At 37.3% G+C, this 15,161-nt stretch carries 16 protein-coding genes; 5 read left to right on the plus strand and 11 right to left on the minus strand.

Annotated elements, in window-relative coordinates; genetic code table 11:
- Nucleotides 1–31 precede the first annotated feature (31 nt).
- Nucleotides 32–1,204, minus strand: coding sequence for a 2-isopropylmalate synthase (locus tag ACJJVU_RS06950; protein WP_298327051.1), 1,173 nt, complete (start codon nt 1,202–1,204; stop codon nt 32–34).
- A gap of 118 nt (nt 1,205–1,322) precedes the next feature.
- Between ACJJVU_RS06950 and ACJJVU_RS06955 the strand changes: the two genes are divergently transcribed.
- Together ACJJVU_RS06955 and ACJJVU_RS06960 are read left to right on the plus strand one after the other, a co-directional pair.
- Entirely contained in the window at nt 1,323–2,885 is a 1,563-nt protein-coding gene (locus ACJJVU_RS06955) for a hypothetical protein (protein ID WP_405223662.1), read from the plus strand.
- A 39-nt stretch (nt 2,886–2,924) separates the two neighbouring features.
- Nucleotides 2,925–3,782 (plus strand): DMT family transporter, encoded by an 858-nt coding sequence (locus tag ACJJVU_RS06960; RefSeq protein WP_405223664.1) that lies wholly within the window; start codon nt 2,925–2,927, stop codon nt 3,780–3,782.
- Between the two features lie 7 nt (nt 3,783–3,789).
- Here ACJJVU_RS06960 and ACJJVU_RS06965 read toward each other — a convergent pair whose 3' ends face one another.
- Together ACJJVU_RS06965 and panB are read right to left on the minus strand one after the other, a co-directional pair.
- A complete protein-coding gene (locus tag ACJJVU_RS06965; RefSeq protein ID WP_405223666.1) occupies nt 3,790–4,488 on the minus strand; it encodes an RluA family pseudouridine synthase in 699 nt (232 codons plus the stop codon).
- A 100-nt stretch (nt 4,489–4,588) separates the two neighbouring features.
- Nucleotides 4,589–5,407, minus strand: a complete 819-nt coding sequence (panB, locus tag ACJJVU_RS06970; RefSeq protein WP_013751674.1) for a 3-methyl-2-oxobutanoate hydroxymethyltransferase — start codon at nt 5,405–5,407, stop codon at nt 4,589–4,591.
- Nucleotides 5,408–5,467: 60 nt separating this feature from the next.
- Here panB and ACJJVU_RS06975 point away from each other — a divergent pair, with 60 nt between their 5' ends.
- Nucleotides 5,468–5,977, plus strand: a complete 510-nt coding sequence (locus ACJJVU_RS06975) for a nuclear transport factor 2 family protein (protein ID WP_339848575.1) — start codon at nt 5,468–5,470, stop codon at nt 5,975–5,977.
- Nucleotides 5,978–5,990: 13 nt separating this feature from the next.
- On the opposite strand, the gene ACJJVU_RS06980 is transcribed toward ACJJVU_RS06975, so the two are convergent.
- From ACJJVU_RS06980 to ACJJVU_RS07015, 8 genes are all read right to left on the minus strand, one after another.
- On the minus strand, nt 5,991–6,740 hold the full coding sequence (locus ACJJVU_RS06980) for a hypothetical protein (protein ID WP_405223669.1): 750 nt from the start codon (nt 6,738–6,740) through the stop codon (nt 5,991–5,993).
- 79 nt (nt 6,741–6,819) lie between these two features.
- The gene (locus tag ACJJVU_RS06985; protein ID WP_405223671.1) at nt 6,820–8,256 is read right to left on the minus strand and encodes an L-serine ammonia-lyase; all 1,437 of its coding nucleotides are present in this window, start codon (nt 8,254–8,256) and stop codon (nt 6,820–6,822) included.
- The gene (locus tag ACJJVU_RS06990; protein WP_405223673.1) at nt 8,253–8,762 is read right to left on the minus strand and encodes a GNAT family N-acetyltransferase; all 510 of its coding nucleotides are present in this window, start codon (nt 8,760–8,762) and stop codon (nt 8,253–8,255) included. Before ACJJVU_RS06990 ends, ACJJVU_RS06985 begins: the two co-directional genes overlap by 4 nt.
- Nucleotides 8,763–8,765: 3 nt before the next feature.
- Nucleotides 8,766–9,305 carry a type II CAAX prenyl endopeptidase Rce1 family protein gene (locus tag ACJJVU_RS06995; RefSeq protein WP_405223675.1) on the minus strand — a complete coding sequence of 180 codons (540 nt, stop codon included), beginning with the start codon at nt 9,303–9,305 and terminating at the stop codon, nt 8,766–8,768.
- 217 nt (nt 9,306–9,522) lie between these two features.
- Entirely contained in the window at nt 9,523–11,019 is a 1,497-nt protein-coding gene (locus tag ACJJVU_RS07000) for a S10 family peptidase (protein WP_405223677.1), read from the minus strand.
- Between the two features lie 82 nt (nt 11,020–11,101).
- A complete protein-coding gene (locus ACJJVU_RS07005; RefSeq protein ID WP_405223679.1) occupies nt 11,102–11,818 on the minus strand; it encodes a DUF3307 domain-containing protein in 717 nt (238 codons plus the stop codon).
- Nucleotides 11,818–12,510, minus strand: coding sequence for a fumarate hydratase (locus ACJJVU_RS07010; RefSeq protein ID WP_013751681.1), 693 nt, complete (start codon nt 12,508–12,510; stop codon nt 11,818–11,820). The genes ACJJVU_RS07005 and ACJJVU_RS07010 overlap by 1 nt, the downstream gene beginning before the upstream one ends.
- Before the next feature lie 134 nt (nt 12,511–12,644).
- Nucleotides 12,645–14,018 (minus strand): amidohydrolase family protein, encoded by a 1,374-nt coding sequence (locus ACJJVU_RS07015; RefSeq protein ID WP_405223681.1) that lies wholly within the window; start codon nt 14,016–14,018, stop codon nt 12,645–12,647.
- 159 nt (nt 14,019–14,177) lie between these two features.
- On the opposite strand from ACJJVU_RS07015, the gene ACJJVU_RS07020 reads away from it, so the two are divergent.
- Together ACJJVU_RS07020 and ACJJVU_RS07025 are read left to right on the plus strand one after the other, a co-directional pair.
- Nucleotides 14,178–14,573: a TerB family tellurite resistance protein gene (locus ACJJVU_RS07020; RefSeq protein ID WP_405223683.1), complete on the plus strand. Its 396-nt coding sequence runs from the start codon at nt 14,178–14,180 to the stop codon at nt 14,571–14,573.
- 120 nt (nt 14,574–14,693) lie between these two features.
- Nucleotides 14,694–15,128: an Hsp20/alpha crystallin family protein gene (locus tag ACJJVU_RS07025; RefSeq protein WP_405223685.1), complete on the plus strand. Its 435-nt coding sequence runs from the start codon at nt 14,694–14,696 to the stop codon at nt 15,126–15,128.
- The last annotated feature ends 33 nt before the right edge of the window (nt 15,129–15,161 follow it).

Consider the following 15,161-nt stretch of genomic DNA (forward strand, 5'->3'; position numbering starts at 1 on the left):
TTTTACGTTGTAAAAATAGAGTTGGTTATTGTTAAGCTACTGCTCCTGCTTTAAGTTGTATGCGATCCATTATCATATGGATGTCATTATCCTTTACTTCTTTTTGTCTATCTGCTACATTAAGAAACTGTTCATAAGCTGCATCTAGTTGTATTTTGGTCAATTCGTATCCTACTTTTTTAGATCTGTATGCAAGTGCTGCTCTACCACTTCTTGCAGTAAGCACGATAGAAGTCTCATTTACTCCCACATCTTTAGGATTCATGATCTCGTAGGTCTCTCTATTTTTAATCATCCCATCTTGGTGAATTCCTGAGCTGTGAGCAAAAGCATTTGCACCTACAATAGCCTTGTTAGGTTGTACGACCATTCCCATCTTATCACTCACCATACGGCTCGTGTCAAAAAGTAGTTGGGTATTTATATCTGTGTGAAGATTAAGGGTAGGATGTTGTTTAAGTATCATCACCACTTCCTCTAGAGAGGTATTACCAGCACGCTCTCCTATACCGTTTATGGTACATTCGATCTGTCTTGCTCCATTTATAACGCCAGCAATACTATTTGCAGTAGCTAGACCAAGATCATTATGACAGTGACAAGAGAGGATTACGTTTTCTATACCTTTTACGTTTTCACGTAAGTATTTAATTTTTGCTCCATACTCTTCAGGTAAACAATAACCTGTAGTATCTGGAATATTAAGAACTGTCGCTCCAGCTGCAATTACTTGTTCTAGAACACGAGCAAGAAAAGCGTTATCTGTACGTCCAGCATCTTCTGCATAAAACTCTACATCATCAACAAAATTTTTCGCGTAAGCGGTTGCCTTAACAGCGCGTTCAATTATCTGCTCAGGAGTGGCGTTAAACTTATATTTCATGTGCGACTCGCTAGTTCCTATACCAGTGTGTATTCTAGGTTTTAGGGCATATTTAAGTGCTTGTGCCGCTACTTCTATATCTTTCTCTACAGCGCGAGTGAGACCACATACTGTTGCATTTTTAACAAGTTTTGATATCTCTGCTACAGAGGTGAAATCTCCAGGGGATGAAATAGGGAATCCAGCTTCTATAACATCTACACCTAGAAGGTCTAGACGCTCTGCTATGGTGAGCTTTTCTTTTTTGTCTAATTTACAACCAGGAACCTGCTCTCCATCTCTAAGAGTCGTATCAAAAATCTGAACTTTGTCGTTTTGCATAGCATTCATTTCTACACGAATTTATACCTTGCTTATTCTTAAACGATGTGGGTTATGAAGAAGCTTACGACATCAAGGTTAATTTTAGTCTAATCAAATAACTGTATTTCAATTAGTTATGAGAAAAATCATTACAACACTTAATGATCATAATGATTCTTTATTTATTTTAATAAAGTCATTATCTAAGAGTGAGAAGCGCCAGTTTAAACTGTACGTAGGCCGACTAGTGGGAAATAGTGAAGCTAAGTTTTTACAACTTTTTGAATTTCTAGACAAAGAGAAAACATACAATGAGACTGCAATTTTAAAGTCTGGTATTGTTACTAAAACACAACTTTCTAACCTTAAAGCGCATCTTTATAGACAATTATTAATAAGCTTACGACTCACTCCTGCTCACCAAAATATACGTGTTCAAATACGAGAGCAGCTAGATTTTGCAACCATCTTATATCAGAAAGGTTTATACAAACAAAGCCTCAAAATTCTAGATAAGGCCAAAAGTATGGCGCTCGAGAATGAGGAGAAAAATGTTGCCTACGAGATTGTAGAATTAGAGAAAATTATAGAAACTCAGTACATTACTAGAAGTATAGCTACTCGAGCAGATGAGCTTGCTGTACAAGCAAAAATGCTAAGTGAGCAAAATGTAATGGCTAGTAAGCTATCTAACCTCTCATTACAATTATATAGTATCATGCTCAAGACGGGCTATGTGAAAAGTGATGCAGAGAAGCAGCGCCTTACTGACTACTTTGATGGGCATTTACCTAAATATAATTATGACACACTCAACTTTAGAGAAAAGTTATGGTTGTATAAAGCACATCTTTGGTATAGTTTTTTAACGCAAGACTTCCTGACTAGTTACAAGTATGCAGATCGCTATGTGAGACTTTTTGATGATAACCCCACGATGATTAAGCAAAACCCAGTATTCTACCTAAAAGGAATACATTATTTGCTCGAATCTTTATATTACCTCAAACACGAATCAAAGTTTAAGGAAGCCCTAGATAAACTTACTACAGTAAAGGAGAATCCTAACTTTCCTAAAGGTGATAACCTAGATACGCTACTATTTCTATATACCTCAAGCAATCGCTTTAACCATAAGTTTATGACGGGAAGCTTTAGTGATGAGGATGGTCTCGTAAAAGAGGTGCTTGCAGGATTAAAATCACCCAAATATAGAATAGATGAGCATCATGTAATGATATTCTATTATAAGATTGCTAGTCTATACTTTGGAGCTGGAGATAACGTGAAATGTATAGAGTACTGTCAAAAAATCATAAATAATCATAGTCTCAAAAGTAGAGAAGATCTCATGTGTTTCTCTCGTATTCTTAATCTCATTGCTCATTACGAGGCAGGTAAGGACTATCATCTAGAGTCGCTTTTAAGAAGCACCTACAAGTTTTTAATTAAGATGGATGATATGCATGAGGTACAAAAAGAGATGATTAAATTTGTGCGAAACCTAGGCGATATATACCCTCACGAACTCAAGGGGGCATTTAAGAATTTACATAGTACGCTCAAGCAATATGAGGAAGACCCTTATGAGCGAAGAGCATTTTTATACTTAGATGTGTTATCGTGGTTAGAGAGTAAAATAGAGAATAAACCAGTGGCAGATGTAATCAAAAACAAAGCGCATCAATCTTTGCGTTAGTCTAATACGTCATAGTTTTTCCAGAATTATAAGTCCTCCATGAAGAATAGCACTAAACACATATTAGAAATTAATCTTGCCATGCTTTTTGTGAGCACATCTGGTGTTTTGGGGAGATATATAGATTTACCTCCCGCAGTAACCATAGGTATCAGATCTTTTGGAGCAATGCTATTACTTGGCCTCTTTATAAAGTGGAAAGGTTTTTCTTTTACGCTTGCGCGAAAAGATATGCTTGCGATTGCTCTTTCTGGAGTTTTTATGGGACTACACTGGATTACCTACTTCTACTCATTACAACTATCTAATGTGGCTATCGGGATGCTCTCCCTATTCACTTATCCTGTGATGACTAGCTTACTAGAACCACTATTTTTGAAAACCAAGTTTTCAAAAATGCACTTGCTACTAGGGGTGCTTGTATTGATAGGTATTTACTTTCTTGCGCCTACTTTTGATACAGAAAACGACTATTTCCTTGCGATACTCATAGGATTGCTGTCTGCATTATGTTTTGCAATACGTAACCTACTAGTAAAAACAAAAATAGGTTCCTATAACGGGTCTGTAGTGATGTGGTACCAAACGCTGGTGATTGCGATTATGCTTATACCAGCATATTTTATCTTTGACACCGAAGGTTTTGTTGCAGAGCTGCCTTATATAGGATTGCTTGCTCTTATAACCACCGCTTTAGGACACACGATGTTCTTGTTTAGTATCAAAAGATTTTCTGTTACAGCAGCTAGTTTAATGGGAAGCGTGCAGCCTATTTATGGGATCATTCTAGGTATTATTTTTCTTAATGAAATCCCTGGATGGCGTACTGTGTTGGGAGGTTCTTTAATACTATTTAGTGTAGTGGTCGAGAGTTTAAGAGCCTCGAGAAGTAAGTAGACACTTTTTAATTACAAGCCTTCCACACAGCATCTCCTTCGGGAACTTCGGCTGTAAAAGTCATTTCTTCCTTTTTAACTGGGTGGGTGAGGGTAAGCTTTCGCGAAAGCAAACTTATACTACCATCAGGATTGCTACGGTCAAAACCATATTTAAGATCTCCTTTTATAGGGGATCCTATAGCCGTAAGTTGGGCTCTAATCTGATGATGTCTGCCCGTGTGTAAGTCAATCTCTAAGAGATAAAAAGTTTTGAGTTTTTTTATAACTCTATAATCCAAAATTGCCTTTTTACTATCTGGAACCTCATGCTTGTGTGCGTAGCTTTTGTTTTGTTTAGGATTCCTCTTTAGGTAATGAATAAGAGTGCCACTCTCTTCCGGTGGCGGATTTTTTACTAACGCCCAGTAAGTTTTTTGTGTTTCTCTTTCGGCAAAGGCTTTGTTGAGGCGTGGTAGCGCTTTGCTTGTCCTTGCAAACACAACAATTCCAGAAGTAGGTCTGTCTAATCTATGTACAACACCTAAATAAACGGCACCGGGTTTATCATACTTTATAGCAATATACTTTTTTACCACCTCGCTCAGGGGCGCATCACCTGTCTTATCTCCCTGTACGATATCCCCACTACGTTTATTAATCACAATAATGTGATTATCCTCATAAATAACGTTGAGGTTGTCTGCAGTAGAGAGGGTATTATTCATTGATGGCTTTTCTTTTAGAAGCTATAATTATATCCACATTATCACGATTGCATGAAGCTCTACGTGATAATATGGGTATAAGGGAATTTAATACGGTGTATTAATATTGCTCATCTTCGTTAGGGAAGCTTTGATTTTTTACATCTGTGCTATATTGCTCAAATGCTTTTGTCATTTCTGTATGAAGATCTAGGTAACGTCTCAAAAAACGCGGATTGAACTCATGTGTCATTCCAACCATATCGTGCGTTACTAGTACTTGACCATCTACACCAGCACCAGCGCCTATACCAATTACAGGAATTGTAAGGCTAGCGGCAACCTCTTGAGCTAGTTTTGCAGGAACTTTTTCTAAAACAAGTGCAAAACAACCTGCTTTTTGAAGCATTAGTGCGTCTTCCTTTAGTTTTTGAGCTTCTTCTTCTTCCTTTGCTCTTACCGTATAAGTACCAAATTTATAGATACTTTGTGGTGTAAGTCCTAGGTGGCCCATTACAGGAATTCCTGCGTTGAGAATACGCTTAATACTTTCTTTTACCTCTTTACCACCTTCTAATTTTATAGAGTGCCCTCCAGATTCCTTCATGATGCGTATTGCAGATCGTAACGCTTCTTTAGGATCACTCTGGTAACTACCAAATGGTAAATCTACCACGACCAAAGCTCTGTTAATAGCACGCACAACAGAAGAGGCATGATATATCATTTGATCTAGCGTAATAGGTAGTGTGGTCTCGTGTCCAGCCATTACATTTGAAGCACTATCCCCTACGAGAATAACATCTATACCTGCACCATCGACTATTTTTGCCATGGTGTAATCATAGGCAGTAAGCATTGATATTTTTTCTCCACGAGCTTTCATCTCAGTAAGAGACTTTACGGTTACTCTTTTGTATTCTTTTTTGGCTGTAGACATTTGTTTATTTTTTCTGTTACAAAAGTAGTAAATTAGATACCTATGTGTTAAACATTCTTTATGCGTCTTAAATATCTTTTTGTTCCAATGATTGCTGTATTTATACTGTTTGCTTTTGTAAAAGCAGATAATCATTATTACAAGTCTTTAAATCAAGATCCTCAGGGAGAACAAGAGGTGAAAGAAGTGGTACAAACATTTTTTGAAGGTTTCCATAAGCAGGATTCACTACTTATTAAAAAGGTAGTTCATGAAGATGTTATGATGCAGTCTATAGGCAAAGGGAAACTTGGGGAGATTGAATTGAGTAAGCAAGACTTTAATCAGTTTCTATTATCTATTTGCTCTATACCAGAAACTACTGCTTTTGAAGAGCGCATAGCAGATTATGAGATAAAAATGGATGGTAAAATGGCAAATGTATGGACGCCATATTCATTTTATATTAATGGTAGTCTTAGTCATTGTGGTACAAATAGTTTCCAACTTTTTAAACGCAACGGAGTCTGGAAAATCTTTTATATAGTAGATACGAGAGATCGAGAGGATTGTGTAGAGAAGCGGGGATAGATGTAGTAATTTTTTAATCTAGCTTATAAATTAATCTAAAGTCCATATTAAACTCAAAACCAGTAGAGAACCCCTCTTCACGTCGCGGATTTGTATCACTAAATAAAAAGTTTTCTTCAAAATCAAATCCTCTAAAATTAGGATTCTCAATATTACTATAGCTATTATCCTTAAAACGAACGCCTAGACCAAAGTTTACACGCAACATAAGTGTATTTGATAATCGAGTATACTCTCCAAAGTTTACTAGAACTCCATTCTTTACACGTTGATAGTCTGCACGGTCAAAAGCTATAAGATCTAGTGTGCCATTTGCATCGTTTACAGGCTCAAAAGTATCAGAAATTAGCGTTTCTTTACTGTTTATGTAAAACAACTCTAGGCCTACATAATTAGTATATTTCTCTCCTTTGCCTATAAAGTAAAGTACTTCGGGGCGTATTTCATAAAGGCTATAATTGCTTGAATCTCCATTTGTATAAGGCAAGCCTTGAAAACCTACTCCCACGCTACCACCTACAGACCAGTGACTATTAAGAGATTTTGTGTAGCCTATATTTATTCTAGGAAAAGGCGTGATAGGACTAACTAAACTGAGACTTAGGTATGATTTTACGGGTATCCTTGAGATGCTATCCCTGCGCTCAATTTTTTTTACACGTTTTTCAACGCGTATCGCTTTCTTTTCTTCACGAGTGGTCTGTGCTTGTAGTGTTTGAATGCAACATAAGATAATGACCAGCGCGCTTGTAGTAATTCTCATTTAAGGTAGGATTTAGTGAGGATTCTCTATAAAGATGCATTTTCCACCATAAGGTTGCGTTGTATTTATAAAAGCATTCTTAACAATCTGCCATAGCTACATTAATAGCAAGACCACCTTCTGAGGTTTCTTTATACTTCGTGTTCATATCTTGAGCAGTTTGCCACATAGTGTCAATCACTTTATCTAGAGGAACCTTAGCATTTGCAGCATCTCCATCTAGAGCCATTTCACAAGCATTAATAGCTTTGATTGCTCCCATGGCGTTACGTTCTATACAAGGAATCTGTACGAGACCTCCTATAGGATCACAAGTGAGGCCTAAGTGATGTTCCATAGCGATTTCTGCCGCCATGAGAACTTGTTCTGGGCTTCCGCCCATGAGTTCTGTAAGACCAGCTGCTGCCATTGCACTAGATACTCCTATTTCTGCCTGACATCCACCCATTGCTGCAGAGATGGTTGCTCCTTTTTTAAATAAGCTTCCTACCTCACCTGCTACGAGAAGGAACCTTTTAATATCTTCAAAGTTTGCATCGTGATTTTCTATAACGATGTAGTACATTAATACAGAGGGAATAACTCCTGCGCTACCATTAGTAGGAGCGGTAACCACGCGGCCTAGAGATGCATTTACCTCATTTACTGCAAGAGCAAAACAAGATACCCACTTCAATATTTCGCGAAAGCGTACCTCTTGACTTCGTATCGCTTTTATCCACTCATACTTATCTGTATAATTGGTGTTTTTTTGAAGTTTTAAATGAGAATCATATGCTCTTCTTCGTACATTAAGTCCGCCAGGTAATGTTCCCTCTGTGTGACAACCTATGTACATGGAGTCTAGCATCACATCCCATATTTGTTTAAAACGTTCATTAATTTCCTCTTCTGTGTGGAGGTAAAGCTCGTTTTCTAATACGATTTGAGAGATAGGTTTTCCTTCTTGCTTACAGAACTTGAGTAGGTCTGTAGCTTTCTCAACGGGTCTAGGGAAACATTCAAATTCTATTTTCTTGCGTTCGGCACGTTTGCGTTCTTCTTGTACAACAAAGCCTCCACCTATGGAATAATACTTTTCTCTTACCTTCTTACCATTAGTTAAGGTTGCAGTAAACCGTATCCCGTTAGGGTGAAAGGGTAAAAATTTTCTATTAAATACGATATCCTCCTCAGGGTTGAAGTCAAAGGTGAATTCGCCATCGAGGTCAAGACGTCTAAAAAGTTTTATGTGATCTACAGTAGTAGGGATTTCATCTATATTACAGGTTTGTGGGTCTGCACCTGTAAGGCCCATAATCACGGCGACATCTGTAGCATGGCCTTTGCCAGTAAGAGATAGCGATCCATAAAGGTCTACTTTTATAGTAGAAACCATCTCAAATTTATTAGTGTCTTTTAATTTTTTAATAAAGCGTTTTGCTGCACGCCAAGGTCCGAGCGTGTGAGAACTTGAAGGTCCCACGCCTATTTTAAGCATATCAAATACGGAGATGGATTCTATTTGCTTATTCATATTTCAAGCGTCATTATATAGTCGGTTTGAATCTCTGCAATCATATCATAATCATGAGTGCCTGTGATGATAAAACCTTGTTTTTTGTAGAATGTTATTGCGTCTGGATTTTCCTCCCAAACGCCGAGCCAAATGTAGTTTTTTTTAAGCTGTCTCGCTTTGATAATCGAAAAATCTATAAGCCGTTTCCCATAACCCCTGCGCAAGTAAGGAGTGTCTATATAAATACGTTCTATTTCTAGTCCATTAAGCTCTTGGAATTCTGTTTGAGCCTGATTAACATTCAACTTTAGGTACCCTATAATAGTATTATTGTCACGTGCAAAGAACCACAGCGAGTCCTCATTAGATAATTGTTTGTTGAGGTGCGCTTTCGCGAAAGCGTACTCATAATAACTTGCGATGACTTCAGGTTTGTTTTTATGAGCAAATGCTGCCGAATAAGTTCGTATTGCAAGATCTTGTAGGACGTCTAGTTCGCTATTTTTTATAGGCGTGACAATCATCGTTTAAGAATTTTCCATTGTTTTAGAGAGTATCAAAATGATGATTACAAAACCATTATTCATCGCATGAAGCGCCATAGGCCAAGCGATATTTTCATTCTTAATTTTAAGTAATCCCATCATAAATCCTGAAATAATTCTCGGGATTATGAGTGCAATAAGTGCTGCATTAAGTACAAAGGTGTCTACATAATTATTGATGTGCACCATGCCAAAAAGTAGCGAACTCACAATAAGAACAACCGTAGCGTGCCGTGATAAGAAGTTACGTATTTTAAGAGTACGATGCTCTGGTATGAGTTGTTTGATAATAGTGAATACAGTAAATAAGAAGATAGCTATGAATCCAAGTTTTATTACCCAGTGTACATCTGCAGGTATAAATTTATTTGAATAAAAGAGCGGCCAGGAGCAGAGGAGGAGTATGATGTCTGAGTGACTTGGCTTTATAAGTGTGCGAAACATCATTTCCTCAATAATGGGAGCAAATAGTACCGCCAGTACAAATAACTTAAACGGATTATTTTTTAATAACTCACGCAAAGCAGATTGCTCATAGTCTCGTTCAAATATCTCTGGAAACTGAGTTTTAAGGATTCCGAATATTGTAAAGAAGATAATGTATAATCCCCAAAGGTAGAGGTAGTATTTAATAAGGGTAGTGGTCTTGTTGATAGCTATATATTATTAAACAGCCCTTGAATAATTTTTGTCAAGGGCTGTATTTATGAAATCATATGAAAATCCTTTTGGACATCCTTTAATGCTTTGCTCCCTTTTCAATACCCACAGAAGATTTTTTAATAAAGTCTCGCAAATCGTCATTTGCATTGATAAGATCTTCATTGCGCAGGTACATCATATGCCCAGATCTGTAGCCTTTAAAGCTCAATCTATCAGATAATTTACCACTTGCGTTAAGTTGCCACATTACATATTTTGCATTAAAATAAGTAGTTGCGCCATCATAATAACCACTTTGTATCATTACGTTGAGGTTAGGGTTTACACCCATTGCCTTGCGTAAACTTGCGCCAGCATTGTTATTAGAACGATCCCAAGGACGCACTGGTCCAAACATATTATAACTAAGATCTGTTTTTAATCCTAATTCTTGACTGTAGTAGTAGTTGATCGCTGGAGTAAAAGAATGTAACCATGAGGTAAGCTCACTATTGTAATCTGGTCCATCGCCAGCTTCTTTTACGTCTAGTCCTTTATAACGAGAATCAAGACGTCCTATGGTAAGTCCGTCGCGGTTTCTCAATAAATCTTTCCAGAAGTAATTAAAAGGAACTTCAAGGTTGTTTTGTCTTATGGTAGTTTCTGAGAGTCCAGAGTAATACGCCATTTTTTTAATAGCAGCCTCTTTTTTATCCGCTTCTAGATAGCCAGATTTCACCAGTAGTGGTAAGAGTTCGTTTACGGCATAGTTTTCACTTTCGGCAAGTACTTCTGTTAGGTCTTTTTGCTGTAGTGCTGGAGGTAGCATATTGTGATACCATGCAGCAGCTGTAAAGTAAGGAAGACGGTTTGCAACTTCTACTGGTCCATCAAAATCAAAACCTATTTCTGTAGGAGATACGAGCACAACCCCGTTAATAAACATCCATTTACTATCTTGAAGTTCGGCGGCAAGTCCAGATACGCGGGTGGTACCGTAACTTTCGCCTATTAAAAATTTAGGAGAACGCCAGCGATTATTTCTTGTAACAAAAGTATTTACCCAGTCGGCTAGATATTTAATATCTGCATTTACCCCAAAGAATTGTTTAGAGTCTGGCATTTCTCCTTTTTCATTAGGCAGCATTCGGCTGTAGCCAGTATTTACAGGATTTACAAAAACAATATCTGCTACATCTAGAATCGAATTAGGGTTACTCTTTATGCCGTAAGGTTGTACAGGAAAACCTTCGTCGTCTATTTTAAGGATGCGTGGTCCTGTATAAGCAATGTGCATCCATACAGATGCAGATCCTGGACCACCGTTAAAAGAAATAACTAAAGGTCTAGTCTCATCATTTTTAATATCAGAACGTTTGTAATAGGTGTATAATAAACTCGCAACAGGCATTCCTTCATCATCCCAGACTGGTTGAAAACCAGCTGTAGCTGTATACGGAATCGTTTTTCCTTTAATAGTGATAGAGTGACTTGATACGATGGTGGTATCTACAGGAACCGAGACTTTTTGAGAATACGCTTTCGCGAAAGCGGAAACAACAATGATACCCGTGAGAATGTGTTTGAAATACATGGATTGTAAATTTTGGTTGTACTTATAAAAATAGCATCTAGTAGCTAAACATAAGGGAATAAAGAGGTTTTTAACGAATATGCTATGGCGCGATAAATAGTGTGTAAAGTAACGCACACCCAATGGCAATGGCAAAACTCAACATAGTACCTATCAAAACATATTCTGTTTTGAGATAGTCACCATCTTTAAACCTTAAGATAGATTTTGCTGTAATCAAAAAACCTACAGCGCTGAACTGCCCTACGATGATAAGCACAAGTACTAGCCATCTTTCTGTGATACCTATGAGTCGGCCTGCATTAGGTAAGTCTTGTGATTTTTCTGTAAATGAAACAGAGAATAGATTGAAAATCTCTTTTATCACAATGTTTGCTGGCTTTGTACAAAGTAAAAACATAGCGATAAGGCATATTATTGGAAAGTAGGAGGCATCTAGTATAAGTGGTTGCCACCCCAAGATATTTACATAAAGAACACTTGCTGCAACATGCGTGATGATGTGTAGTAACTGGTCAATAAAGAATGCACCTTTATGCAGCCATTTGTTGTTAAGTAATTGAGGTTTTAAGCCGTCAATAATCCAGTGTATACCAGCGATTGCTATTGCCCAAGGTAGAAACCTATAATCGAGAGAGGTGATAAAAGAAGCAATAAACACGGTGAGAATATGCCACTTGAGATGTTTGCTTTTAAAGCCTTTTTTTGCCTTTGACTTTGCAGTTTTCTTAGATTGAAAAGTATAATCTGCTAGCAGGTGACCTATGGTCTGTAGGGCGATGAGAGTTGCTATATCCATTATGAAATCTTACTTAATGTGTGATTAAAATACCTGATGGCTTTGTCCATTCCATTCCATCCAGAGGCTGTGGAGTGCTGGTTAATAGAAGACTGACTTACGCCTAGTTTTTTTGCGATAACCTTCTCGCTATTACCCATGATTTTTAGAAATAAGACCTCGCTCTGTCTGCTAGTTGCTCGTGCTAGTAAGTGATCTAGTAATGAGATAATCGCATCTATGTTGAGGTTAAGTTCTTCATTTATAGAGCTAAAGAATAGCGTATTTTTTATAACCATACGCTCCTTATTGTGAGTGCTCTCGCTACTTATGGCGCGACCACTCCTGTAAATAGCATCGCCATCTATAATGTTTTCTTCTCTATTAAATCTATCTAGCCTGCCTAAACCCATGGCAAGGCGTATGCTATAGGTTTGAAAAACTCTTGTTCTATTATTTTCTACTTTTTCCTCAATTTCTAAGGACTTTATAAATGTTTTGATAGCGAGCGCTACGGCTAGTCCATTTTCGGGATCTGGAACTACACACTCAAGATAATCTCCTTTAATGAGTCTAGAGAACGTGTTATACTTAGTCTCTAGCTGCTGAAACAGTTGTAAGAGCTGCTGTTCGAGCGTTTTCTTTTCGTCCGTGCTTAAACTTGTGTAGGCAATAAAATCACCAGAAATTACTATATGATTGGTATAATCCACCTTTTGAATGCTTTGATAATCAAATATAAGCAAATATGCTTATAGAATACATTTATAAGTAAATAAGCTTATAGAGTATATTTATAAGTGTATATGCTTATAAAGTATGTTTATAAGTGAATAAGCTTATAAATCTATTTTTCAGTATGTACGATTGTACCATCCTTAATCACCAGATGTATATCTTGTGTAGTGCTTATGTCTAGTAGCGGATTACTATTAAGCAACACTAAATCTGCTTTGTTACCTGCAGCTAGATGATAGCCTTTCTTGTGTAAAAAATTTGCACCTTGATACATCGTTGCAATTGCATTTGCTGGAGAGATGCCAGCCCTTACCATTTCTTCTAACTCTCCATGTAACGATGGTCCTGGGTAAGTGTAAGAGTTGAAAGCGCCACTATCTGATCCCGAAAGTAGATTAACTCCAGCTTTATCTAATGCAGCAACGAGTTTTAGAAAAAATTGCTGCAGCTCTTTTCTATCTTGCTTAGCTTTTGGACTTGCATTCAGAGCACCTTTGTTCCTCCCTTCATAAGTGGCTATAAAATCTGCATCTAGCGTTTTTAAATAGGCATCATCACTATGATTTACTTCGTCCATATAACTCAGCACATCGCCTATGTATAAAGTAGGAGTGACGTGCACATTGTTGCTTTTTAATTTCTCAAAAGTACTTTGTGCTGTTTCCTCATCATAGCTTGCTATAAGCTGTTCCATGCTTCCCCAGAACCCTAGCTTTCCATCTTTTATGTCTTGAGTGATCTCTTTTTCACGAGAAGAGCATCCTTTTAAAATATAATAGAGGTGTTCAATATTATCAATTCCAGCAGTGATGGTTTCATCTAGTGTCACGGTAAAAGGCATGTGCCCGGAGGTAATCATTCCGCGCTCTTCGGCTTGTGTTATTATGGATAGGTAGGTATCTCTAGCGATCGTACTATCATAAAGTTTTACATAATCGACGCCTAGTTGCTGCAAAGAATCTAGGGCTTTGCTTATCTCATTATCTGTATTCACGCCTATAGAACCCGCCCAGCGAGCATTCTTTCCATCTAGTTTAGGTCCAGATGTGTAAATGTTAGGACCCATGCGCTTTTTGTTTTTTATTTCTTCATTCCATTGCTGTACTTGGGTAGTAAGATCGCCTCCAGCATCGCGCACCGTTGTAATTCCATATTTTATAAATTGTTCAAGAAATTTTTCATTCTGCGGAATAAGAGCTTCGCCTCCGCGAAAATGAGTGTGATTATCCCAAAACCCAAGAAGTAAAAACTTACCACTACCGTCTATTACATTACCATCTTTATCATCAGAAAGAGTGCTTATCTCTTCAATTTTATAAATCGAATCATTACTGAGATACACATTTTTATTACTACTTAGCGCTCCATTTTCGTCTATAATGGAGACATTGCTTATCTTGAGATCATACGCTGGTTTTGTGTCCTTAGGCTCGCAACTTACTAGTAGTAAAAGTATCGCTATGGTTGAGTATATATACTTCATGTGATTGATGGTGTCTGTTTTAGGTGGTTTTAGTGTTACGCTTTCGCGAAAGCGTAGTTCCTCAAAGCTAAGTCTTAAAATTACAAAATAGCCAACTATTAATAGGAGGGATGTCGCTCGCTCTAAATTATCAATTACATTGCGCTTTAAAGAAATACTATGAACTCCGAAAATCTCCAAATTATATCTGATATGTTGCTCATGGCAAAAGCAGATAATCACTTACATGAACGTGAGTATGATTTTATACTTATGGTTGCAAGACGCATGGGAATATCAAAAGATGAGGTTGATGCGCTTGTAAAAAGTCCTCAAGATAAGATGGTGTATAAGACAGAAATGCAACGCCTCACGCAGTTTCATAGGCTTCTATTGGTCATGAATGTAGATGAGGAAACTCAATTTGTAGAAATTGACACGCTACGCAATTACGGGCTAAAGCTAGGTATACGGGCAGAAGCAGTGCAGCAAATCCTAAGTGAAATGGGAGATTATGAGCATAAAATAATTCCTTCTTATCGTCTTGTTGAGATTTTTAAAAGATTCTACAACTAACGATAATTGACAAAAAGGCAGTATTAAATACTGTAAATCGGTCAAAACGTCATAAAATTTACAATGGAACTGAATTTGCCTAACCCATAGCAGAATCAGTTAAACTTTAAATTTATAATTATGACTTTAGTTAGAAAAAATACAGCTCCATATTTACCATCAGTTTTTGAAGAATTATTAAATACTGACTGGCTAGGTGGAAGAACAAACACATTTGCAACTGCAACTCCTTCTGTAAATATTATAGAGAAGGACGATTCCTTTACGGTACAGGTAGCTGCTCCGGGTCTCAAGAAAGAGGACTTTAATATTCAGCTAGATAATGATTTGCTCACAATCTCTTCTGGAATTAAAAAAGATGAAGAGACTGCAGAAACTCAGAAATTTACGAGAAGAGAATTTAATTACATTTCGTTTAAGCGCTCGTTTAATTTGCCTGAATCTGTAAATACAGCAAAAATCACAGCCGAATATGTAGATGGAATTCTTGCAATAGGATTGCCTAAACGTGAGGAAGCACGTGTGCAGCCATCTCGATTAATCGAGATAGCATAACAATTTAAGTTGGTTAGTTTGAGATTGGGTTTC

This window comes from Dokdonia sp. Asnod1-B02, assembly GCF_045063955.1.
Lineage (GTDB): Bacteria > Bacteroidota > Bacteroidia > Flavobacteriales > Flavobacteriaceae > Dokdonia.

Coding starts and splice junctions, on each gene's coding strand:
- ACJJVU_RS06950 (WP_298327051.1), bottom strand. CDS start 1,204: ATGCAAAACGACAAAGTTCAGATTTTTGATACGACTCTTAGAGATGGA.
- ACJJVU_RS06955 (WP_405223662.1), top strand. CDS start 1,323: ATGAGAAAAATCATTACAACACTTAATGATCATAATGATTCTTTATTT.
- ACJJVU_RS06960 (WP_405223664.1), top strand. CDS start 2,925: ATGAAGAATAGCACTAAACACATATTAGAAATTAATCTTGCCATGCTT.
- ACJJVU_RS06965 (WP_405223666.1), bottom strand. CDS start 4,488: ATGAATAATACCCTCTCTACTGCAGACAACCTCAACGTTATTTATGAG.
- panB (WP_013751674.1), bottom strand. CDS start 5,407: ATGTCTACAGCCAAAAAAGAATACAAAAGAGTAACCGTAAAGTCTCTT.
- ACJJVU_RS06975 (WP_339848575.1), top strand. CDS start 5,468: ATGCGTCTTAAATATCTTTTTGTTCCAATGATTGCTGTATTTATACTG.
- ACJJVU_RS06980 (WP_405223669.1), bottom strand. CDS start 6,740: ATGAGAATTACTACAAGCGCGCTGGTCATTATCTTATGTTGCATTCAA.
- ACJJVU_RS06985 (WP_405223671.1), bottom strand. CDS start 8,256: ATGAATAAGCAAATAGAATCCATCTCCGTATTTGATATGCTTAAAATA.
- ACJJVU_RS06990 (WP_405223673.1), bottom strand. CDS start 8,762: ATGATTGTCACGCCTATAAAAAATAGCGAACTAGACGTCCTACAAGAT.
- ACJJVU_RS07000 (WP_405223677.1), bottom strand. CDS start 11,019: ATGTATTTCAAACACATTCTCACGGGTATCATTGTTGTTTCCGCTTTC.
- ACJJVU_RS07005 (WP_405223679.1), bottom strand. CDS start 11,818: ATGGATATAGCAACTCTCATCGCCCTACAGACCATAGGTCACCTGCTA.
- ACJJVU_RS07015 (WP_405223681.1), bottom strand. CDS start 14,018: ATGAAGTATATATACTCAACCATAGCGATACTTTTACTACTAGTAAGT.
- ACJJVU_RS07020 (WP_405223683.1), top strand. CDS start 14,178: ATGAACTCCGAAAATCTCCAAATTATATCTGATATGTTGCTCATGGCA.
- ACJJVU_RS07025 (WP_405223685.1), top strand. CDS start 14,694: ATGACTTTAGTTAGAAAAAATACAGCTCCATATTTACCATCAGTTTTT.